We start from the raw sequence: 20,029 nt of genomic DNA, 5'->3' as shown, positions 1-20,029 counted from the left end.
GACTCTAGCCAGGCGTCTCCTATATGAGCGCGATTCGCTGGGCCGTCAAGCTTAAATCACGTAATTTTACTCCGTAGCTGATTACGGTTTAATTGTTTCTTGACGACGTAGCTTGCTACGGCTATCAATCGCGCATGAAGAAACAAGTGAAAGCAGTCGGCCTCGGCCGCTCCACCGCACGCCTTCTGGATGTTGCGGAGGTCTTCGCGGGCGTTGGGGTGTCGCGCGAGGAAACGGTGGTTAGCCCGGGCGAACGGCTGCCGGTTATCGGCGTACGTGACCTCCAAGATGGCGCTGTAGCCGCGCGAGAAGCGCTGGACACAGTAGGTTTTTCGTCTCCCTCCAAAGCCGCGACCTACGCGGTGCAGGTCGACGACGTGCTCGTCACGGGGCGCGGCACGCTGCTGAAATTCGGCCTTGTGGGGGCTGAGACAGTAGGGGCTATCGCCAGCGCAAACATCATTGTCGTGCGGCCCGGCCCTGATGTGGCGGGCGGTGCGCTGTTTGCAATCCTGTCCAGCGATGTGTTTCGCCCAAAGATCGAAGTCCTACGGAGAGGGGCGACGACGCTGCTGTCCCTGTCGCCGAAAGACCTTGCCAAGCTCGAAATCAATCTGCCGTCGCGGAACGAACAGGAGAGCATCGTTGCCCTCGTTAAGGACGCGCAAATCGCCTACCGCACCGCCCTGGAGGCTGCCGAAATCCGCCGCTCACTCGCGCGACGTCTGATTGACGCGCGCCTGTTTGGCGACAACCAGAACCATTGAGGGAAACATGGCCAAACTCACACGTACCGAACTGGAAAATCATCTCTGGAAATCCGCCGATATTCTTCGCGGCTCCATCGATAGTTCCGATTACAAGATCTACATCTTCGGCTTTCTGTTTCTAAAGCGCCTTTCTGATCGTTTCGAGGAAGAGGCCAAAGAGGCTATCCGTCAGGGCCTGCCGGAGGACGTTGCCTATAGCGACCCGGACGAGCATGAGTTCTTTCTGGTTGAACGCGCGCGCTGGTCGTCGATCAAAAAGCTGACGACGGGCATTGGCGATCACCTCAACAAGGCATGCGCCGCGATTGAGGACGCCAATCCCTCGATTGAAGGCGTGCTGGCCAATATCGACTTCAATTCCGAATCGCGCCTTGGCGACGCCAAGAACCGGGAAGGCGTTTTGTCGCGTCTGATCGACCACTTCTCACGCATCGACCTGTCGAACGCCTCGCTTTCAGAGCCGGACATGCTTGGTCGCGCCTATGAATACCTGATCGATAAGTTCGCGGACGATGCAGGCAAGAAGGGCGGCGAGTTCTACACCCCCCATCATGTCGTGCGGCTGATCGTGGAGCTGCTGGACCCCAAGCCCGGCATGCGCATCAGCGACCCCACCTGTGGCTCAGGCGGCATGCTGGTTCAGGTCGCGGAGCATGTGGCGGAGCTTGAAGGCAAGCGGCTCGGCGAAGCGCTCAACATCACGCTGCATGGGCAGGAAAAGAACCTTGGCACATGGGCCATCGCCAAGATGAACCTGCTGCTGCATGGGCTTCGCGATGCGCGGATTGAAAAGGGCGATACAATCCGCAATCCGCGCCTGCTCGATCAGGACGGCAACCTCTTCCTTTATGATCGCGTGATCGCCAACCCGCCTTTCTCGCTGGATAGCTGGGGCGCGGAGGACGTTTCTGGCGACACTGAGAAGAAGGGACATAACCGATTCATCTACGGCATCCCCCCCAAAAATATGGGCGATCTGGCCTTCGTTCAGCACATGGTGGCGACGCTCAACGCTAAAGGTGTTTGCGGCGTGGTGATGCCGCACGGGGTGCTGTTCCGCGGCTCAGGCGACGGGCGCATTCGCGAAGCGATGCTGAAAGCCGATCTGTTCGAGGCGATCATCGGCCTGCCGGAAAATCTGTTCGCCGGCACTGGCATTCCAGCGACCGTTTTGATCCTCAACAAGGCGAAGGCACCTGAGCGTAAAGGCAAGGTACTGTTCATCCACGGTGCGAAGAAGTTTGAGGAGCGTCCCAAAAAGAACATCTTGGGTGAAGGCGATATCAGGGACATTCGTGACGCCTTCCGCGCCTGGGGAAATGAAGACCGCTTTTGCCGTGTAGTGGATATGAAAGAAATCGAAGAGAACGATTTCAACCTCAACATCTCCCGCTACATCGACACGCTTGAGCCCGAAAAGCCGATTGATGTGCAGGCTGAGCTTGCCAAGCTTTGGGATGCTGAGAAGGCCCGCGATGAAGCCGCCGCCCGTATGAATACCCTTCTTAAGGAGATGGGTTATGTCGGGTAAGAAGTTTACCCGTTTTGGCCCGGTGGCTGCGGAATGGCCAATCATTCGCTTGCGGGAAGTCATTCGCGAGCGTGCGAAGTGGATCGAAATCGATGACAACACGCTCTATCAGCGCGTCACGGCTCGTGTGCGGAACCAAGGCATCGAACCACGTGATCGAGTGCTGGGTAGTTACGTCAAAACCAAGCGCCAAAAGCTTTGTAAGGCTGACGACCTTCTAGTTGCGGAAATCGATGCCAAAGTGGGCGGGTTCGGATTGGTGCCGACTGAAGGTGATGGCGCAATCGTCAGCGGGCACTACTTCTTGTTCGAAATCGATCGAGCACATGTTGCATTGAATTGGCTTGATCATGTCATTCGCGATGGTCGACTTCAACGGCAAGTCGATGCTGTCGGCTCAACAAATTATGCCGCCATTCGCCCGCGCGATGTTGGGGCTTTTCAGATGCCGCTTCCCCCGCTCGCCGAACAGCGCGCGATTGCCGAGGTCTTGGGTGCGGTGGAGGAAGCTATCGCCAAGACGGGGGCCTTGATTGAGGCGCTAGCAAAGAGCCGCATTGAACTGACCCGCGACTTTCAGGGCGGCGAGGAGCAACTGAGATGGCCTTTGCGGTCGATCGGTTCACTTGTTCGACAGTGCCAATATGGACTTTCCATCCCACTGGATGGCGAAGGCAAGGTGCCAGTCCTGAGAATGCCGGATATTGGGGATGGTCGAGTAAATGTTAACGTCGGCACCCTGAAGTCAACGGATGTGACACCAGCTGAAATTGCTTCATGCGCAATTAGGGAAGGTGACATTCTATTCAACAGGACGAACAGCCAAGCCCTCGTCGGCAAAACGGGTATTGTTAGGAATACGCCCAGCACGCAGATCGTCTTCGCGAGTTACCTTATCCGACTTGTCGCTAAGACGGGCGTCAACCCGTTCTGGCTGAATGGCGTCTTAAACCTACCGCGCACTCAAGAGCGACTAAAGACATTGGCGACGCCGGGTGTTTCGCAATGGAATATCAATTCGAAGACGCTCAAACGCTTTGAGATTGTTGTTCCACCGAAGGCCGATCAGGACCAATTTGCAGACCTTTATGAAGCCATCGAGACACGGCTAGATGCCGAGCGCGCCAAGTTGAATGCTACGCTTGAGGTGCGCGCTGCTCTCGCGCAAGAACTGTTGTCAGGGCGCATTCGCCTCCCGGAGAGCATCATTGCGCGGCACCGTGATAAAGCCGGGCGAGCCGCATGAACGAAACCAGTGAACAGCTTGAGCGCGAATGGGTAGAGGAGCCGGCAGCGGATCTGCTGCGGGTGCTGTTCGACTATAAGCCCTTATCACCAGACGACGTGCGACGGTTGCGCGACGGACTGGCAGCCGAACCGGTTTTGACCGTCCGCCTTGCGGAATGCCTGAAGCGCCTCAATCCGTGGCTCGGCGAGGACGGCGTCCGCCGCGCTGTCGCGGCTGTCACGCGCGTTACAGCCGTCGATGTCATGGAAGCCAACGAGAGCGCCTATACGGCTCTCACCTACGGCGTGACGGCCCCCCACACGGAAGGCGGCAGACGACAGGACCGCAATGTGCGGTTTTTTGACTTCGACGATCCATCCGCCAACACGTTCGAGTTCGCCCGCCAAGTCGCGATCAAGGGGGCTCGTCAGGACATCATCCCCGATATCGTCGTTTACGTGAACGGCCTCCCGCTCGGGGTAATTGAATGTAAATCGCCATCACTGGCCGACCCGATGGGCGAGGCGATCCGCCAGTTCCGGCGCTACGAAAGCCGGGATGAATTCGCCGGGCTTGGCGCACCCCGCTTGTTCGAGACGGCGCAGATTTCCATAGCACTGGCGCGCGACGTGGCGAAATATGGCACGACTCTGACGCCTGTCAGGCAATGGGCTGAGTGGAAAGACCCCTATCCACTCACGCTCGACGCGCTTGCGGCGCAATTGGGTCGAACGCCAACCGGACAAGACATCTTGCTCGCCGGGCTTCTCGCCCCGGCCAATCTCCTCGATCTCATCCGCAACTTCGTGATGTTCGAGACTATCGACGGACGGCGCATCAAGAAGCTGGCGCGCTATCAGCAGTTCGTTGCCGTCGGCAAGGCGATTGAGCGCATCCGGACCGCACCCAATCCGCAACGCCGTGGCGGGGTCATCCACCACACCCAAGGCTCCGGTAAATCGCTGACGATGGTGTTTCTTGCGACCAAGCTGCGCCGCCTTCCCGAAGCCGAAAATCCGACGATTGTCATCGTTACGGATAGAACCGACCTTGATGACCAGATCACCGGACAATTCCAGCGTTCAGGATTTGCCAACCCCATCCAGGCCGAAAGCGGAGACGCGCTGCGCAACGCTCTATCGGGCGGCGCTGGAACCACAGTTCTGACCACCGTCCACAAGTTTCACAGCGCCGTGCCGAAACGCTCTTCGGTCATTTCCAAAGCGCGGAACGTCTTCGTCATGGTCGATGAAGCGCACCGGACGCAATATGGTGCGCTTGCCGCTCGGATGCGGGCAGGACTGCCCAATGCCTGCATGATCGCCTTTACCGGCACGCCCATCGACAAAAAGGACCGCAGCACCCGCGAGGTCTTCGGCGACTATCTGCACCGCTACCTGATCGACCAGGCTGTGAAGGATGGAGCGACCGTCCCAATCTATTACGAGATGCGCGACGCACAACTACGGATCGACGGCCGCGATCTCGAACGGGATATTCGGGCCACGTTCCCTGAACTGTCGAACGAAGAGATTGAGAAACTGAAGCGCGGCATGCGGCTTCAGGAGAAGCTTGCTGGAGCTCAAGTTCGTGTTGAGGCCATCGCCAAAGATATCCTTGCGCACTATCGAAGCACGATCGAACCGAATGGTTTCAAAGCCCAAATAGTGACCGTCAGCCGAGACGTCGCCGTGGCCTACGTCGAAGCTTTGCGGCAGCTCGGTGCGCCAGAATGCGCGCTGATCATGTCTGCATCCAACAACGACAGCGCCCGGTTGCAAGCTCATCACCTGTCCAAACGCGACCGCGACACCATGATTGGCCGGTTCAAGAAGCGTGACGATCCGCTGAAAATCTTGGTCGTATGCGATATGCTGCTCACCGGTTTTGACGCGCCGGTAGAGCAGGTTCTGTATCTCGATGCCCCTCTGCGAGAGCATACGCTTTTGCAGGCCATCGCCCGCGTGAACCGGACCGCTGACGGTAAGACCTATGGGTTGGTCGTTGACTATTGGGGCGACAATCGACGCATTTCCGATGCCCTGGATATGTTCTCGGACGAAGACGGCATAGCCAGTGCGCTTCGTCCACTGTCCGAGAAAGTCCAGCTTCTTGAAAGTCGGCACCGAGCGGCCATTCGACTCTTCGAAGGTATTGGCCGCGAGGACGATACGACGTGCGTCGAGCTGCTGCGCCCCGACGACATCCGCGCCAAATTCGAACTCGACTTCCTACGCTTTGCCGAGGCCATGGACATGGTCTTGCCTGACCCAAAGGCATTGGAAGAACCCTATCCATCCGACTTGAAGTGGCTATCGCGCATCCGCGTTCTCGCCCGCCGCGCCTATCACGAGGAGCCATTTGACCCGAAGGATTACGGCGCGAAGGTGGGCGAGATTATCACCAGCCACCTCTCGGTGACGGGTGTCGAACAGTTGTTGGTGAAGTTCGATATTCTCGACCCCGCCTTCCGTCCGCATCTGGAAAGCCTCAGGTCGAGCGACGCCAAGGCAGCGGAGATCGAGCACGCCATCCGCCAGGAGATCCACGTCCACCGCGACGAGAACCCCACGGCTTACGCCTCGCTTTGGGAACAGTTGGAGCGGATCGTCAATGATAGGCGGGAAGCTCGCGTGTCCGCTGCCAGCGCCTTGACCCAGCTTGAAGCAATGGTCGGGCAAGCCGCAGATATTCGCTCGGGCTCGGCGGGCAGAGGCGACGGCCTTACCGGAACGGCTGCCGCCATCCTGCCCTTCATTGACGCAGACCTACCAGACCCCGAACGCTCCCGGAGCGCTGCCGGTATCACCAAGGCGCTTGAGGAATATGCCGAAGTTGTCGACTGGCATCAAAAGGAGGACGTCCAGCGACAGATGCGCCGATCCATCAAGGAGCAATTGCGCAGCTTGGGACTGGATGCGCACAAGGTTGAAGCCACGACGGCAAAGATCATGGATGTCGCCCGCGCGAGGTATGCGGGATGACGGACGCGGCTCAGTATTCCATCGTTTTTGGCGGCGAAACGTTTGCGTTCCTGATCGAGCGGACGGCGCGCCGGAAGACCGTGGCAATATCCGTCGGCTTCGATGGGGTGCGCGTCCTCGCACCGTCGGACCTGGACGATGACCGCGTCCTCGGCATCGTTCGCAAGAAAGGCGCTTGGCTGCTTCGCAAACAGGCGGCGTACCGCGAACTTGGGGGGCAGCCGGTCGCCAAGGAATTTGTGAGTGGCGAGACCTTTCACTACCTCGGCCGGCAATATCGCCTGAAGCTCATTCCCGACGAAACCGCCGTCACGACCCGGATTGCTGCGAGGGGTTCAACCCTTGTCGCTCCGGTACTGCCGAATGGCCATGAATCCATTCAGCGCGCCGCTGTCCGCAGCGGGCTCAGGCACTGGTACCGAGCACATGCGATCCAGCATTTTCCTGCCCGTGCGCGAATGATCGCAGAGACGCTTGGCATTCCAACACCGACCGTCAATGTCGTTGACCAGTCCAAACGCTGGGGAAGTTGCGATTCACGGGGACGCATCCGCCTCAACTGGCGCTTGGTGATGGCTCCCATGCCGCTGGTCGACTACGTTATTGCACACGAGGCTTGTCACGTTCTTGAGCACAATCATTCACGGCGATTTTGGCGGTCGTTGGAAACGATCATGCCGGACTATGAGGATCGCCTAAGAAGACTTGATAGAATGGGGCACCAGTTCATTTGGTGATTTTTGTATGAGCGATATAAAACTCTTTCGCACGGACAGTGCTTCGGTCACAGAGCTTCGCGGCAGCGCGGTCGCGCTGGAGAAGTCGTTGCAGACCCTCATTGAACGCAACATGGAAGCGTTCCTCGGTGTGCGGTTTCTTGCATCGGAGTTTTCGACGACGAACGGCGGACGCATGGATTCGCTGGGCATCGACGAGAATGGTTCGCCTGTGATCGTCGAGTACAAACGGGCCAGCAATGAGAACGTCATCAACCAAGGCTTATTCTACCTCGACTGGCTGATGGACCACCGCCGTGATTTCGAATGGCTTGTTTTGGAGCGCTTCGGCGCCGAAGAGGCGAAGGCCGTCGATTGGACGACGCCCCGGCTGATCTGCATCGCGGGTGATTTCACAAAATACGATGCTCATGCGGTCAACCAGATGAACCGAAATATTGCGCTGGTTCGCTATCGCCGCTTTGGTGACGAACTCTTGCTGTTCGAACTGCTGACCTCGGCATCGGAGCGGCCCGCGCGCGAAATCTCCGCCAGCGTTGACGCCCAAGGCGAGCCTGCGGCGATGCGACCTCGGTCGCGCCAGAAAACTGTTACGCAGTACCTCGCGGATGCCGACCAAGATCTTGTCGATCTCTACGAAGCAACGAAGGCGTACCTGCTGGCGCTAGGCGATGATGTCGAGTTGAAGACCCTAGACAACTATGTCGCCTTCCGCCGCCTGAAGAACTTTGCGTGCGTCGAGGTCAAGCCGCAGATCAGGCACCTTAAAGTTTTCGTCAAGGTCGATCCGGCGACCATACAACTTGAGCCGGGTTTTACCCGCGACGTGCGCAATATCGGTCACTTCGGTACTGGCGACCTCGAAATCATCATCACTGATGTCTCCACGCTGGACAAAGCCAAGCCACTGATGGACCGCAGCTATGATGGGGCCTAATGCCGGAGATTGGGCTTAGATATTTGTCATTTTTTCTTCGATGAAATACTGCGCCTTGATGGTGGTGTGGTTTCAAGCAGCAAGAAATAGCCGATACTTTGCAGGCCGGAAATTATCTTGCATGAACCCATAATCGTTGGGCGCGGACCGACAGCCCCGCCGACTGCCCGCTATAGCCCGACACTTCGCCGTCAAATCGCACCGAAACCATCCGATCAACCGAGCAACACTTCGATTTCCTTCGCATCAACCAATGTCGTGATTTCCGAATAGAGATCTACCTGCTGGCCGGGCGCGGAAATCGAGATGACCAGCGCGTAACGCGCCTTGTCGGCTACGCGCTTCTGCCCAACATGCGACTTCCACCAACCTCCGACGGGGTAAACGGCAATAGCATCGTGCCCGGCGAGGTCGATCGCTCGTCCGCGCCAGAGATCGCAATGGAGGGAGCCCGCCTGGATCGCCTTTGGTCCGAGCAGCCAGCAGCTCGTCTCGCCGTCGGCCTCCGTGCCATCCTTCGCCTGGCTCGCGGAAATTCGGCTGCGGAATCGGGCGCTCGTCTCGGTGCGCTTCTTCATATCGAAGCGCAGACCAAAGGAACGATAGGTGTCCGGGCGGGTGGCGGCTTTTCCGGTTAGGTTGGGCTCGATGAAATAGGACAATGTCACCTTCATCGTGACGATCTCGTTCTCGAGTTGCTCCAGCGCCGTCTTGGGCCAAGGGAGATCATAGAAATGCATCTCATTGAATACGCCGGTTCGGCCGTCCGCGCCTATCGCAAAAGGCTGAAGCTCTGCCTGCGCAACAAGCGTAGCATCGTTGCGCGCTGAGAGGACCGCGCGGCCGATGTCCGGCACGCCATATCCAAACTCGCGAAGCATTGCCTGCTTCTTCGCTTTGGTGGCGGCCTTGCCCGTTTTCCAGTGCGCGCCAGTGCCGATGAACTTCTTTCGGATGGGCTCGGGCCAGCGCGCTGAGTCGATGATGAGCGCGCGATGCGTTTCCGGCCAGAGGTCGGGCCGAGCCGCCTGCAGCCGACCGACGAAATTACCCGCCATGCCCGCGGCGGCGCTGGTCGCCCAGAACGGGACCAAAGGCTCGCCCGCCACATCTGACCCCGCCGATAGAAGGGACACGGACGGGTCCCAGCCGCAGAAGCCCGTGGTGTCAGACATCATGTTACCCGCCTCGAACAGCACCTCCGGCTTGATCGGGGTCAGGTCGTCGGGAAGCGACTGAGAGCCACGGCTGAACGGGCTGCGATGATTGGCGGGGACCGCCGCCTGCAACACGGGAGGCGGCGCCGGTGGCTGCTCCTTGCGCGTGAAGCCGCCGACGGTGAGCGCGTTCCAGCTTTGCGACGGATCTTCCAACGGTTGAGAGGGCAGAACGTCCACAGCCATTCCGCCGGAGACGTTTCCGGTGGCTACGACCATCAGGCGCTTCGGTCGTTCGGATGCCGCAACTTTGTCATCAGCCTCGCCAGGCATCGCCCCGGCGATGATCTGATCCAGCGCACCGCTCCAAGTCGATGGTCGGCTGGGCGGGAAGTCTGTCGCGGAGGTCGCTATACAGAAACTGCGCAGTGCGTCCGGCCGCTCGATCTCGACCGCACTGACCGCACCTTGCGTGACGACCCCATAGCTGGGCGGCTTGGTCGGCGGGAATCCGTGCGGTGGCAACAGTTTCATGGATTCCGCGCCGTGCGTCAGCGTGACCGGACGCGTGTCGTTCATCAAGGGTTCGAGATCGCCATATAGGACGAGGCCTGTCAGCGGCGTGCCGTGACCGCCGTTCGGCTGATGATCGTCGGGGCCCCAAGCAGCATCATAGGCCCACGCGCCACGCAGGCCGGGAGCGATCAGGGGATGAGCGGCGGCGACTCCCGTATCGAGCGTGCAAACCACCGGGGCATCGTTCGCGGGCGCCGAGACCCTCTGCGACAATTCGGCAACCCAATCGTGCTGACCCAGCCCCGTCTCTCCACGATCGAGAAATGGTTCGATCGTTCCTGTCGCGCGCCTGATTTCAGTGATGGCGCCCGGCACGCGCGTCGCGAAGAGCGCAACCGTTGCAGGAGTGCCGTGCAGAAACAGAACGGTCGTGTCGGGGAAGATCAGACGGTCGTCATGAACATCAATGTTCACATTGCGTGCCGCGTTGACGAGGCGATCTGCCAAGGCGACAGGCTGGCGAACCCACAGCTCCCACCAAACGATGTCCAGCGCGGCCAAGTCCACCGCGCCCGTGAACAATGATCCGGTGTCGATTGCCCGGACCTCCTCAACGACTTCGAAGCGCTCGACATCAGGCCGTCGTTGATTACCCGGATCGCGGCCATATTCACCGATACGGCCTTGCAGAAAGGCGCGCGCATCATCCGGCACAAACAGCAATGCGCTCTCCGTTCGGTCGTCGTTCCGTTCGGAACGGAGCACCACCACGTCCTGCGTAGGAAACTCAAGTGCTGTTGGAACCTTGACCGCCTTGGTCCGGGAGTCCTCGGCTGGCGGCAGTGTCGTGATCTCGACGATCGTGCCGGCTTTCAGGCCCTGAACGGCAAGACGCGGATCGTCGGACGGCAGGGGAACATCGCCAAGCGCAGCGGCGAGTTGATCCAGCAGATGTGCGGCGTGCGCAGCATAGTCGCCGCGAAGCGGTTTGCGTTCCTGATTGCGCGATGGGAAGGTATATGCTGCGGTCTCACGGAAAACGTCGATCGGTATGTGCTGACGGTCTCTCGTGTCGAAATTATCTGGCTCCGCCATAAGTCCTTGCTCGTTTGTTCGAGTTCCAGTCTATCCGTTGGCGGAGCCTGCCTAACGGCTGGATTGACGACGGAACTTACCCTTTAATGTTTGTCGGTTTTCCAAAGCGCCTTGTAGCGCTTCAGGTGAGGCCTTCGACGCCCCTTCAAGGATAGCGTCCTTCACGACGGCATCTGCGGCACGAACCAATTCGCCCTGGCTGAGCCCCTCCAGCGCCGTTTCGAGTGCAGGCCACGCCTTTGCGGCGAATTTGAATTTGCCAAGGCGGCGCTCAACGATCGCGCGGGCGGCCGCGACGTCTGGCAGGGTGTATTCGATCACCTCATCGAAGCGCCGTGCCAGCGCTTCATCCAAGATCTCGACGTGATTCGTCGCCGCCAGCACGAGGCTGTCGGTCGAGTTTGGCTCTTCCATAAAGGCCAGGACCGAGTTCAACACCCGGCGGATCTCGCCGACATCGTTCGGGTCGCCCCGGCGAGCGCCGATCGCGTCGAACTCGTCGAGTAGATAGACACCGCGTGTTTGCGCGATTTGATCAAACAGCAGTCGCATCTTGCCTGCGGTCTCGCCGAAAAAGCGGCTGAACAACGCTTCGAGACGCACAGTGAAGAGCGGCAGGCGCAATTCCCCGGCAAGCGCCGAGGCGGTCATGGTCTTACCTGTGCCAGGCAGACCGACGAGCAGCATGTGTGTCGCTGGCGTCTGGCCGTGTTCGCGCAAGGTTGCGCGTTCCTGTTGCTGGCGAACGATCCGCCCAAGCCTTGCGGCGATGTCGTCCGACAGCACCATGCTTGACAGCGTGACCTTGGGATAGGCACTCTCGACAAGACCTTGCAATTCGCCCCGTGGCCGAGCCAGCGGGATCGGTGTCTGCCCGCCTGCGGGCTTTCCGACATGACGCTGATCTCTAGCCTTTTGGACGAGGCGCTTCAGCTTTTCGGCATCCTCGACCCGACCTTGACGGGCTTCCTGTGCCGCAATCTGCAAGGCGATCGACAGAAGCTGATCTTCATCTCCGTCGATATGTGAGTTGAGGAGCGCGAGAATTTGCTTGGTAGACATGCTCGCCTCCTTTCTTCGATTCGGCCTCGCTATACTATTATGTGCTTTAGATGCCACGGGCGATCATCAGCTCGGCATGACGGTATCCCAGAAGTCTCCCAAAAGCCACCGTTTCCTGTGGTTCTCCGGCGCTCAGGATCGTCAGAGACACTGCTGGGCTTGTCCGATGCATGCCTGCATCAGACGTATGGCGACCGGCGCCAGCCACACCGATTGCTCGATATAGCCGCCGATACCTACCCGATTGCCGCCAACGCCCTCCAGTTCGAGAGCTGTCCGGCCACCAACGAAAAGGCGATGGCTTAAAAGCGTCTGGAGCGAGATGATAGCCTGCTGCTAACTCAACTGCCCGCGGGGGCGGCGATAGACCCGGCGTGCCGGCTGTTCGAGCCGGCCCAAGCCGACATATTGAGTGCGTAGCGAGGTACAGTAGTCGCGCGCAGAGAACCACGCGGAATCAACGAGCACGCCTTCCGGGAGGAGGCGCTCAAGCTGCTTTAGCTTTCCCACGCCTTGCTCGCTCATGGTGGCGCCAGTTTGAAAAATTTAGCGGTTAGCGTCACATCGGTTAGCAAATGTGGCATTTGGCAAACCTGCGGTCTTCGCCTTGATACAAATCCTCGGAGTCTGATGGCTGAAGACTGCGGTTTAGTATCAGCAGCCAGAGAGTTCTAGTCCGTCTCGGCCCCCTTAGTCGGCAAGGCCAACCCGCCATCGCAGCGATATAGGATCGAGGTGGGTGTATTGATTTCGCCGATTTTGACGGTACTTTATCGGGAGCAAAAGATTCGAGGTCTGAGGTCTATGCCTCACCGCGAAACGGTCGATAGATACCGATAGTTCACAGAATTTTTTCTGCGCTAAAATTGCCAAAAAATCCCGCAAAATCAAAAGGATAGATTTTTGACGGCCTATGCCTCGGCGCTGGCGGCCAAAGAAAAGATTTTCCACAATAAAATCAATCCCTTATTGTAGAAAAAATATTAGAGTGGGAGTGAGGGGTCGTAGTTTTGGATATCTGGGGATAGCGTAGCGAATATTGCCGACGCGGAACATTCGACAGGCACCGATCGATGTCAATTGATCTAGGCTCTTGGACGCGCAAGCCGTCGCGCGTCGAGGAGAATGTCGGCGGCGCGACCATGCAGCTCGACGCGGACGACCTGTCCGCGCTTGGCGAACTCGCCGACCGCGTGAAGGGAAGCCGCGCTATGATAGCGCCCGCCTCGGACGCATGCCACGTCTCCGGTTCGGCTGGCCCCATTGCGCGCCTGCGGGGCGATTTTCCATGCTTTCATCACCGACCGTCTCAGCTCGCCGCCTGGAAATATTCGACGACGAGGCCATCCGGATGGCGGGCGGTGAGGTTGCGACCGCCCGTCACGGTGCGCGGCGGGTGGATGATCTGCGCCCCATTGGCGTCGAGCCAGACTGCGAACTCGTCGAGCTCATCGAGATAGAAGATCGCATCGACGTGACGCACCGGGTCCAGCGCCTCGCGGCTGCCGCCGAAGAGCAGCACGCCGCCGATCTTGGCCGCCTCAACGCCGGTCTCGGCGATCTTCACCCGCCGCGCGCAGGGCACTCCCTGCAGGCCTTCGTAGAAGAGGGTCATGTCCTCGAAGCGGTCAGCTTCGGTGTAGACCCGGAAACATTGCTCCAGAATGCGCATGTGATTACTCCGTCTTCGTTGATGACCCGGCTGACGGTAGGACGGATGCGAGGCCGTCCCTCCGTATCACCATTCAAACGTCGATGAGCCCGACTTGGATCATGCTGCGCGCAGCGGCCTCGATGGCGTCGGCGGGTGGGCGGGGATTCCAGCCGAGCATGCGTTTCGCCTTGTCGCCGCTGGCCGACAAATCGACGCCAAGCAGTGGAAGCAGCCCCTTCACCTTGGGGTCGACCAAAGCCTTGGCCTTCAGAGCGATGTTCGGAACCTGCATCGTTGATACTTTTCGGGCCTGTTCGCCGAGGCGTTCTTTGAGGATTTTCGCCACATCGGCGAGCCACAGAGCCTCACCGGAGGTCGCGAGAAAGCGCTCGCCTGCCGCGGCCGGATTGGTCATTGCCCGGATGTGCAGGTCAGCGACGTCGCGCACGTCTACGAAACACGACTTGATGCGTGGCTGCCCCGGTTGCCCCTCGAGCATGCCCTTCAACATCATCAGCGAATGCGACGTGTCCGGCCCCAAAGCCGGACCCATCACGGCGGTCGGATTGATCGTGGCCAGTTCCATTCCGCCGCCCTGTTCGGCGATGAAGTCCCACGCCGCGCGCTCCGCTAGCGTCTTGGATTTCTGATAGGGCGCGATGTCGCCGTTCAGGTCGCTCCAGTCCTCTTCGGTAAAGGGGCGGCCCGGACTGGCCTGGCCTGCGCCGATGGCACCGAAGGCGGAGGTGAGCACCACCCGCTTCACCCCGGCGGCACGGGCGGCGCGGAGCAAACGTAGATTGCCGTCCACTGCCGGCCGGACCCATTCCTCCTCGCTGGCGTAATCGCCCGAGGGCGTCGAGGACGCGCTATGAATCGCATAGATGCAGCCTTGCGCGGCTTCCGCCCATCCCTCGTCCTTGAGCAGGTCGGTTTCGACGAAGCTCAGTCGATCTCCCGGCTCGGCGCCGCCTTTTGCGAGATAAGCGCGAACCTGATCCGAGCGATCGAGCGAGCGGATGGCGGTGCGCACGCGGAAGCCGGCGGCGAGTGCGGCGATGATGTTATGCTGGGCGATGAAGCCGGTCGCACCGGTGATGAGGATGGTGTCGTCTGCCATGGTTGCTCCGAAAGCGAGTTGGTGTCGGCTTTCAGATAAGGCTCGAATCTGGATCGAGAATGCTTGAACGTCCGACATCTATACGCGATAATCCGAAAATGCCCTCTGACGCGCTTTCCGAGATTCTCAGCCTGACAACCGTGGAGTCGATGGTGACCGGCGGCTTCGAGGCGGGAGGTCCCTGGGCGCTTCGGTTTCCGGCGCCCAAGGCGATCAAGTTCTTCGCGCTGACCAAGGGGCAATGCTGGGCCCAGATCGACGGCGAAGCGCCGACGCGCTTCGAACAAGGCGATGTGGGCCTTCTGACCGCGCAGCGTCCCTACACCTTGTCGAGCGATCCATCGGTGATGCCCGTCGATGCAATGGCGCTGTTTTCCGGACGTGGACGCTCGTTCGTTAGCTTGGGTGACGGAACGGGCTGCAACTATGTGGGTGGGCATGTCCTGCTCGATCCGACGAGCGGGCCGCTGCTGTCGGAGGCGCTGCCACCATGGCTGCGCGTCGACGGAGCGACCGAGCAAGCGGCACGGTTTCGCTGGTTGCTCGGCGAGCTGGTGAACGAGCGCAAGCAGCGCCTGCCGGGCAGCGCCCTGGTCGCATCGCAGCTGGCGCAGCTGTTGTTCGTACAGATTCTGCGAGCGCAGTTGCACGGCGACAACCGCATCCCGCCTGGGTGGTTGCGCGCGCTGGGCGATCCGCGTCTCGTGCCGGCGGTGCAGTTGATGCATGACGAACCAGCACGTGCGTGGCATCTCGACGAGCTGGCACGAGCCTGCGCGATGTCCCGCTCGACCTTCGCGGCGCGCTTCACTGCGACCGCCGGCATCGCGCCGCTCGGCTATCTTGCGCGTTGGCGCATCCACCTCGCCTGCAAAGCGCTGCGGGACGAGGAACTTCCGGTGGCGTCGGTTGCAGCTTTGACCGGCTATTCCTCGCAGGGCGCCTTCAGCAATGCCTTCAAGCGGATGACCGGCCTTTCACCTTCCCTATGGCGCAAACGACAGCCGAGCGCCGACCCGGCCTGACACTGACGGTACTTTTCGCCCTGCTCTGAATTCGGGCGTCGAATCCAGGAAGGATCAGGAAGAGCCGATAGTGACCGATAGATGGCTTGCGAAGGTCGGTGGAAATTCCTCCACGATATCAGCAGCGTAGGTTTCTGACGGGTCCTGGGCCGGTAGTATTTGAGCGCAAAAATATTTTCTGCAATTAATTCAGATGGTTGATATGGCTCCGGACAATCGAGTGGGAGTGACAGGGGATACAGCCAGACAGTTTTGGCTATTGTAGCGTAAGTTGCTCCGTCGGTAGCACGGAATAGCAATTGAGCGACAGCCAGGCCCTCCGCTAGCCTTTTGACGCAGGCGCGCACGGCTGGATTTCTCCCCAATGCTACAATTTGCGCCGGCTAGGTTTGAGACCCTGGACGTCGATCAGCTTCTGGCTGTGAGCGACGAGTAACCTGCCAATCGTCCGAGTTACCGGTAGCCTCAGTGATCCTCACTTCGCCGCTCCAGCCCGTGGAAGGCTAGCTTTAGCAGGCGCTCGCTGCGTGCTGTGCCTTCCGCTGTAGGCGGTAGTTGGGTGAGCAAAGCGAGCAACTGCAGAAAGTCCTCGGCGTCGATCGGCTTCGAGACCTCGCCCGCATCGACGCAAGCGTCCATCAGAAGCCTGACGGCGTCGACCATGGGCCAATAGGTTTCCCGGAAGTCCTGGTCGGTCATGGCGGCCCGCAGCATATCCGCAACACCGTGCTTCTTACGACCGTAATCGACGAACCGCTCCGCCCATCTTCGGAAGGCTTCGAGTGGCTTGAACGCCTCGAGGAGCGACGGTGCGAGGCTCACCAGCTCGTCGATACTGTCGCGATAGATGCCGAGGACGAGCGATTCCCGGGTCGGGAAGTGGCGATACAGCGTGCCCTGCCCCACGCCCGCGGCCTTGGCGATGGAATGCAGCGAGGCCGCTGGATCCATTGCAAGAGCGTCTCGTGCGACAGCCAGGATACGGTCGCGATTGGTGCGGGCGTCGGCGCGACGCTTATGGGTTTGGGTCATGAGCCTTGACTAAACGGACAATTGTCCATATCCATATCGAGAAATCGGACATATGTCCGTTTCTATACGGTGGAGGCGTTTATGCAATATGTAAAGCTCGGCAATTCTGGACTCGACGTGTCGCCCGTCTGCATCGGTTGCATGGGGTTCGGCGATCCGGCCAAGGGCCATCCGGCCTGGTCAGTGGAAGAAAGCTCGAGCCGGGAGTTGATCCATCACGCCCTCAGGGCCGGGATCAATTTCTTCGACACAGCCAACATGTACTCCACCGGCACAAGCGAGGAATTCCTCGGGCGCGCGATCAAGGGTTTCGTGAATCGGGATGCCGTCGTCATCGCCACCAAGGTTGCGGGCGCGACACGCAACGGCCCCAATGCGATCGGGCTATCTCGCAAGGCCATCATGGCCGAAATTGATCACAGCCTGCGGCGGCTCGGCACAGACTATATCGATCTCTACCAGATACACCGCCGCGACCAGCTGACCCCGTGGGAGGAAACGCTCGAAGCGCTTCACGACGCCGTGAAAGCGGGCAAGGTACGCTATCTCGGCGCCTCATCGATGAAGGCGTGGGAGTTTGCCAAAGCGTTGCACATCCAGAAGTCCAACGGCTGGACGCGCTTCATCTCTATGCAGCACAATTACAATCTGGTCGCGCGCGAAGAAGAACGCGAGATGATCCCGCTCTGTGCCGATGAGGGTGTGTCGACCCTGATCTACAGTCCGCTCGCGCGCGGGAAATTGGCGCGTCCATGGGGGACGACGACGACGCGGACGGAGACCGAACCGTCCGGCGCCCAGCAAAATCCGGATACGGCGGCCAGCGATCGGGCAATCGTCGAAGCGGTGAATGCCATCGCCGCGGAACGTGATGTCGGCGCCGCCGAGATTTCCCTGGCGTGGTTACGTCGAAATCGCGTGGTTGCCGCGCCGATCGTGGGCGCACTGAAGACCAGGCACATCGACGATGCGGTGGCTTCGCTGTCGGTCGTGTTGAGCGACGAGGAGGCGGAGCGGCTCGAGAAGGCTTACACGCCCCGCCTGGATCAGCAGGGAGTATCTATCCCGGCTTTGTTGCATCGCTCCATCGAAGCATCGACTGGCTTCAGAAGGGATGCTCCTCTCATTTAGGTCCGTCCGCTTCCGGTCCCCTGTATTAGGGCGAGATGCCGAAAAGTGTGAGGAGATTTCGGATGACTTCACGCTCTACTTCTTTGATTCCAGAACGGATTCAGATTTTAGGTCGGCTCGACCTAAAATCATCCGGCTCTGGGCGCGTGTGCGCCTGGGATTGTGGCCGGCTCGGGACAATTGCTATCGGGGGCACATGTTCACGACGGGGCTTGGCGCTCGCGAGCGGCGAACGTCTTGGGCGAGACGCCGACAAACCGGGTGAAGGCGGTGCTAAAGGCGCTTGGTGACAGGAAGCCTATGGCGAGCCCGATCTCGCCAATAGTTTTGTCACCGCGACGCAACGCATCCTTCGCAACGGCCATGCGCCAGTGCTGAAGATAGCCGATCGGCGCCATGCCGACGACGCTGCGGAACCGGCTCGAAAGGCTGGATCGGGAAACGCCGCAGAGCCGCGCCAAGTCTGCCAGCGTCCAGTCTTTCGCGGCGTCTTCGTGCAGTGCCGTCAGCGCCCGGGCTGTCACGGGATCGTTCAATCCGGCGAGCAAGCCCCTGTGCTCCCGGGTCGCGTCAGGGACGGCGCCGCGAAGAATCTCGACAAATGTCAATTCCATCAAGCGCGTAATGACGAAGTCGCTGCCGGCTCTCGGTTGCGATGACTCCGACAGGTTCAAACTCAGCAAACTGCGAACACGCCAAGAGGAGACGTCATCACGCATGACATGGACAAAGGATGGCATTAGCCAGGTGAGGAGGCCCTCGTTCGCGGTGTCGAAGACAAACCGCCCACCACGTAATAGCACAGGCGCTTCCGAGCCTGCACCCATCCTCAGAAGCGTTTTACCTGTGGTTGCGACCATCGCTTCGCTGTCCTGAGCAACAGCTTGCGCGTCCGAGGCAAGGACAAAGCTCTTGTCGGTTCTGATGAGGACGAAGTCGCCTTCCTGCAGCAGGAGCGGTTCCTTGTCGGCTCGGATCAGCTGGCACGCGCCACGCTCCAGCCAGCAGAACAACAGGTCGTCCCGTTTGCGGAACGACACCGCCCATCGGCCATAGCCCTCGATTCCGCCCCAGAGCGTGGCGCGCGGGCGAAGCAGGTGGATGAGGTCGAGAAAGGGGTCCAAATTTTTGGCCGATTGATAAATTAATATGGGAGATACATTATCGATCGAATGATTAGATCGAAGTAGTGTTTCCTTCAAGAGGCGGGCCGCACCTGGCGGGCAATCCATCCGCATCTGCGAAAGGAAAAGTCATGTTGCATAACAAGCGGATCGCGATCCTTGGCGGATCTCGTGGTATCGGCTTTGCGGTGGCTCAAGGAGCCGTCCATGAAGGGGCTCAGGTTATCATCGCCTCCAGCCGACAAGAGAATGTCGCGGGCGCCATCGCGCGTTTACCGGAAGGAACCGCCACAGGTGAGGTCGTCGATGTAAGGTCGATGGAGTCCCTCTCGGCATTCTTCACGACACTCGGCGCGTTCGACCACCTGGTCTTCACTGCCGGCGAGCCTTTGCCGTTCGGCAAGCCCATTGCCGAAATCGATCTGGCGACTGCACGCAGCTTTTTTGAATTGCGCTATTGGGGTGCGGTCGCTGCCGTGAAGGCGGCGCGGCCACACATGCGCGATGGCGGGTCCATCGTGTTGACGAGCGGAACCTCGGCCCGGCGGCCGCCGGCAGGTTTTGCCTTCGCGGCAAGCATTTGCGGCGCGATCGAATCATTGACCCGCGCGCTTGCGCTTGAGTTCGCGCCCTTGCGTGTCAATGTCGTGATACCTGGAATGGTCGCCACCGATCTGTGGTCCGGAGTCCCGTCCGATGCGCGAGAGCAAATCTTCCGCTCGACGGCGGGCAAGTTGCCCGTGAGACGTATCGGCGAGCCGTCGGATATCGCTGAAGCGTACCTGTCGTTCCTGCGCAATGCCTATGTCACCGGCCAATCCGTAATCGTGGATGGCGGTGCCGTGCTCGTCTAAAGCCTTTTGTTTTTACGCAATACCGGGAGCAGCAATCGTTCTTCCCGTGCTGGGCCGACAACGTCATCGAGG

18 protein-coding genes are annotated in these 20,029 nt (G+C 59.8%); 10 read left to right on the top strand and 8 right to left on the bottom strand.

All coding sequences use genetic code 11. The annotated features are described in order from the left end of the window. Positions 1-134 precede the first annotated feature (134 nt). Genes I8E17_RS18985 through I8E17_RS18960 form a run of 6 tightly spaced genes read left to right on the top strand, consistent with a single transcriptional unit; the run spans position 135 to position 8,187 of the window. Positions 135-767 carry a restriction endonuclease subunit S gene (locus I8E17_RS18985; RefSeq protein WP_219511205.1) on the top strand — a complete coding sequence of 211 codons (633 nt, stop codon included), beginning with the start codon at positions 135-137 and terminating at the stop codon, positions 765-767. Positions 768-774: 7 nt separating this feature from the next. Beyond that, positions 775-2,301: a class I SAM-dependent DNA methyltransferase gene (locus tag I8E17_RS18980; RefSeq protein ID WP_219511470.1), complete on the top strand. Its 1,527-nt coding sequence runs from the start codon at positions 775-777 to the stop codon at positions 2,299-2,301. Further along, a complete protein-coding gene (locus tag I8E17_RS18975; RefSeq protein ID WP_219511209.1) occupies positions 2,291-3,547 on the top strand; it encodes a restriction endonuclease subunit S in 1,257 nt (418 codons plus the stop codon). The genes I8E17_RS18980 and I8E17_RS18975 overlap by 11 nt, the downstream gene beginning before the upstream one ends. Further along, positions 3,544-6,513 carry a type I restriction endonuclease subunit R gene (locus tag I8E17_RS18970; protein ID WP_219511213.1) on the top strand — a complete coding sequence of 990 codons (2,970 nt, stop codon included), beginning with the start codon at positions 3,544-3,546 and terminating at the stop codon, positions 6,511-6,513. Before I8E17_RS18975 ends, I8E17_RS18970 begins: the two co-directional genes overlap by 4 nt. Then, on the top strand, positions 6,510-7,250 hold the full coding sequence (locus I8E17_RS18965) for a SprT family zinc-dependent metalloprotease (RefSeq protein WP_219511214.1): 741 nt from the start codon (positions 6,510-6,512) through the stop codon (positions 7,248-7,250). Before I8E17_RS18970 ends, I8E17_RS18965 begins: the two co-directional genes overlap by 4 nt. 7 nt (positions 7,251-7,257) lie before the next feature. Continuing rightward, positions 7,258-8,187, top strand: a complete 930-nt coding sequence (locus tag I8E17_RS18960) for a DUF5655 domain-containing protein (protein ID WP_219511217.1) — start codon at positions 7,258-7,260, stop codon at positions 8,185-8,187. A 215-nt stretch (positions 8,188-8,402) separates the two neighbouring features. On the opposite strand, the gene I8E17_RS18955 is transcribed toward I8E17_RS18960, so the two are convergent. Both I8E17_RS18955 and I8E17_RS18950 read right to left on the bottom strand, forming a co-directional pair. After that, positions 8,403-10,955: a S8 family peptidase gene (locus I8E17_RS18955; protein WP_219511222.1), complete on the bottom strand. Its 2,553-nt coding sequence runs from the start codon at positions 10,953-10,955 to the stop codon at positions 8,403-8,405. Positions 10,956-11,006: 51 nt separating this feature from the next. Then, the gene (locus I8E17_RS18950) at positions 11,007-11,792 is read right to left on the bottom strand and encodes an ATP-binding protein (RefSeq protein ID WP_229002053.1); all 786 of its coding nucleotides are present in this window, start codon (positions 11,790-11,792) and stop codon (positions 11,007-11,009) included. A gap of 57 nt (positions 11,793-11,849) precedes the next feature. Here I8E17_RS18950 and I8E17_RS35295 point away from each other — a divergent pair, with 57 nt between their 5' ends. Beyond that, the gene (locus tag I8E17_RS35295) at positions 11,850-11,984 is read left to right on the top strand and encodes a hypothetical protein (protein ID WP_257714002.1); all 135 of its coding nucleotides are present in this window, start codon (positions 11,850-11,852) and stop codon (positions 11,982-11,984) included. A 369-nt stretch (positions 11,985-12,353) separates the two neighbouring features. Here I8E17_RS35295 and I8E17_RS18945 read toward each other — a convergent pair whose 3' ends face one another. The 4 genes from I8E17_RS18945 to I8E17_RS18930 all read right to left on the bottom strand — a co-directional run bounded on the left by I8E17_RS18945 (position 12,354) and on the right by I8E17_RS18930 (position 14,791). Further along, on the bottom strand, positions 12,354-12,542 hold the full coding sequence (locus I8E17_RS18945) for an AbiEi antitoxin N-terminal domain-containing protein (RefSeq protein ID WP_229002052.1): 189 nt from the start codon (positions 12,540-12,542) through the stop codon (positions 12,354-12,356). A 560-nt stretch (positions 12,543-13,102) separates the two neighbouring features. Beyond that, positions 13,103-13,315: a hypothetical protein gene (locus I8E17_RS18940; protein ID WP_113366555.1), complete on the bottom strand. Its 213-nt coding sequence runs from the start codon at positions 13,313-13,315 to the stop codon at positions 13,103-13,105. Positions 13,316-13,326: 11 nt separating this feature from the next. Beyond that, positions 13,327-13,689 carry a VOC family protein gene (locus tag I8E17_RS18935; RefSeq protein WP_112722754.1) on the bottom strand — a complete coding sequence of 121 codons (363 nt, stop codon included), beginning with the start codon at positions 13,687-13,689 and terminating at the stop codon, positions 13,327-13,329. Between the two features lie 73 nt (positions 13,690-13,762). Next, complete coding sequence (locus I8E17_RS18930) at positions 13,763-14,791, bottom strand: NAD-dependent epimerase/dehydratase family protein (protein WP_112722755.1); 1,029 nt, start codon at positions 14,789-14,791, stop codon at positions 13,763-13,765. A 59-nt stretch (positions 14,792-14,850) separates the two neighbouring features. On the opposite strand from I8E17_RS18930, the gene I8E17_RS18925 reads away from it, so the two are divergent. Continuing rightward, positions 14,851-15,816: an AraC family transcriptional regulator gene (locus I8E17_RS18925; RefSeq protein ID WP_229002051.1), complete on the top strand. Its 966-nt coding sequence runs from the start codon at positions 14,851-14,853 to the stop codon at positions 15,814-15,816. A 465-nt stretch (positions 15,817-16,281) separates the two neighbouring features. Here the strand turns inward: I8E17_RS18925 and I8E17_RS18920 are convergent, their stop codons facing one another. Beyond that, on the bottom strand, positions 16,282-16,848 hold the full coding sequence (locus I8E17_RS18920; RefSeq protein WP_113366553.1) for a TetR/AcrR family transcriptional regulator: 567 nt from the start codon (positions 16,846-16,848) through the stop codon (positions 16,282-16,284). A gap of 81 nt (positions 16,849-16,929) precedes the next feature. On the opposite strand from I8E17_RS18920, the gene I8E17_RS18915 reads away from it, so the two are divergent. Continuing rightward, complete coding sequence (locus I8E17_RS18915; protein WP_113366552.1) at positions 16,930-17,979, top strand: aldo/keto reductase; 1,050 nt, start codon at positions 16,930-16,932, stop codon at positions 17,977-17,979. Positions 17,980-18,179: 200 nt separating this feature from the next. On the opposite strand, the gene I8E17_RS18910 is transcribed toward I8E17_RS18915, so the two are convergent. Next, on the bottom strand, positions 18,180-19,181 hold the full coding sequence (locus I8E17_RS18910; protein ID WP_229002050.1) for an AraC family transcriptional regulator: 1,002 nt from the start codon (positions 19,179-19,181) through the stop codon (positions 18,180-18,182). A gap of 53 nt (positions 19,182-19,234) precedes the next feature. Between I8E17_RS18910 and I8E17_RS18905 the strand changes: the two genes are divergently transcribed. Further along, positions 19,235-19,957 carry an SDR family oxidoreductase gene (locus I8E17_RS18905; RefSeq protein ID WP_113366551.1) on the top strand — a complete coding sequence of 241 codons (723 nt, stop codon included), beginning with the start codon at positions 19,235-19,237 and terminating at the stop codon, positions 19,955-19,957. Positions 19,958-20,029: the final 72 nt, after the last annotated feature.

The organism is Rhizobium sp. AB2/73, assembly GCF_020871915.1.
Taxonomy (GTDB): Bacteria; Pseudomonadota; Alphaproteobacteria; order Rhizobiales; family Rhizobiaceae; genus Rhizobium; species Rhizobium dioscoreae.
This window is presented reverse-complemented; position numbering and strand designations above follow the sequence as displayed.

Excerpts from the sequence above, each read along its gene's own strand:
- I8E17_RS18985 (WP_219511205.1), top strand. The coding sequence starts at position 135 with ATGAAGAAACAAGTGAAAGCAGTCGGCCTCGGCCGCTCCACCGCACGC.
- I8E17_RS18980 (WP_219511470.1), top strand. The coding sequence starts at position 775 with ATGGCCAAACTCACACGTACCGAACTGGAAAATCATCTCTGGAAATCC.
- I8E17_RS18975 (WP_219511209.1), top strand. The coding sequence starts at position 2,291 with ATGTCGGGTAAGAAGTTTACCCGTTTTGGCCCGGTGGCTGCGGAATGG.
- I8E17_RS18970 (WP_219511213.1), top strand. The coding sequence starts at position 3,544 with ATGAACGAAACCAGTGAACAGCTTGAGCGCGAATGGGTAGAGGAGCCG.
- I8E17_RS18965 (WP_219511214.1), top strand. The coding sequence starts at position 6,510 with ATGACGGACGCGGCTCAGTATTCCATCGTTTTTGGCGGCGAAACGTTT.
- I8E17_RS18960 (WP_219511217.1), top strand. The coding sequence starts at position 7,258 with ATGAGCGATATAAAACTCTTTCGCACGGACAGTGCTTCGGTCACAGAG.
- I8E17_RS18955 (WP_219511222.1), bottom strand. The coding sequence starts at position 10,955 with ATGGCGGAGCCAGATAATTTCGACACGAGAGACCGTCAGCACATACCG.
- I8E17_RS35295 (WP_257714002.1), top strand. The coding sequence starts at position 11,850 with ATGACGCTGATCTCTAGCCTTTTGGACGAGGCGCTTCAGCTTTTCGGC.
- I8E17_RS18945 (WP_229002052.1), bottom strand. The coding sequence starts at position 12,542 with ATGAGCGAGCAAGGCGTGGGAAAGCTAAAGCAGCTTGAGCGCCTCCTC.
- I8E17_RS18940 (WP_113366555.1), bottom strand. The coding sequence starts at position 13,315 with ATGAAAGCATGGAAAATCGCCCCGCAGGCGCGCAATGGGGCCAGCCGA.
- I8E17_RS18935 (WP_112722754.1), bottom strand. The coding sequence starts at position 13,689 with ATGCGCATTCTGGAGCAATGTTTCCGGGTCTACACCGAAGCTGACCGC.
- I8E17_RS18930 (WP_112722755.1), bottom strand. The coding sequence starts at position 14,791 with ATGGCAGACGACACCATCCTCATCACCGGTGCGACCGGCTTCATCGCC.
- I8E17_RS18925 (WP_229002051.1), top strand. The coding sequence starts at position 14,851 with ATGCTTGAACGTCCGACATCTATACGCGATAATCCGAAAATGCCCTCT.
- I8E17_RS18920 (WP_113366553.1), bottom strand. The coding sequence starts at position 16,848 with ATGACCCAAACCCATAAGCGTCGCGCCGACGCCCGCACCAATCGCGAC.
- I8E17_RS18915 (WP_113366552.1), top strand. The coding sequence starts at position 16,930 with ATGCAATATGTAAAGCTCGGCAATTCTGGACTCGACGTGTCGCCCGTC.
- I8E17_RS18905 (WP_113366551.1), top strand. The coding sequence starts at position 19,235 with ATGTTGCATAACAAGCGGATCGCGATCCTTGGCGGATCTCGTGGTATC.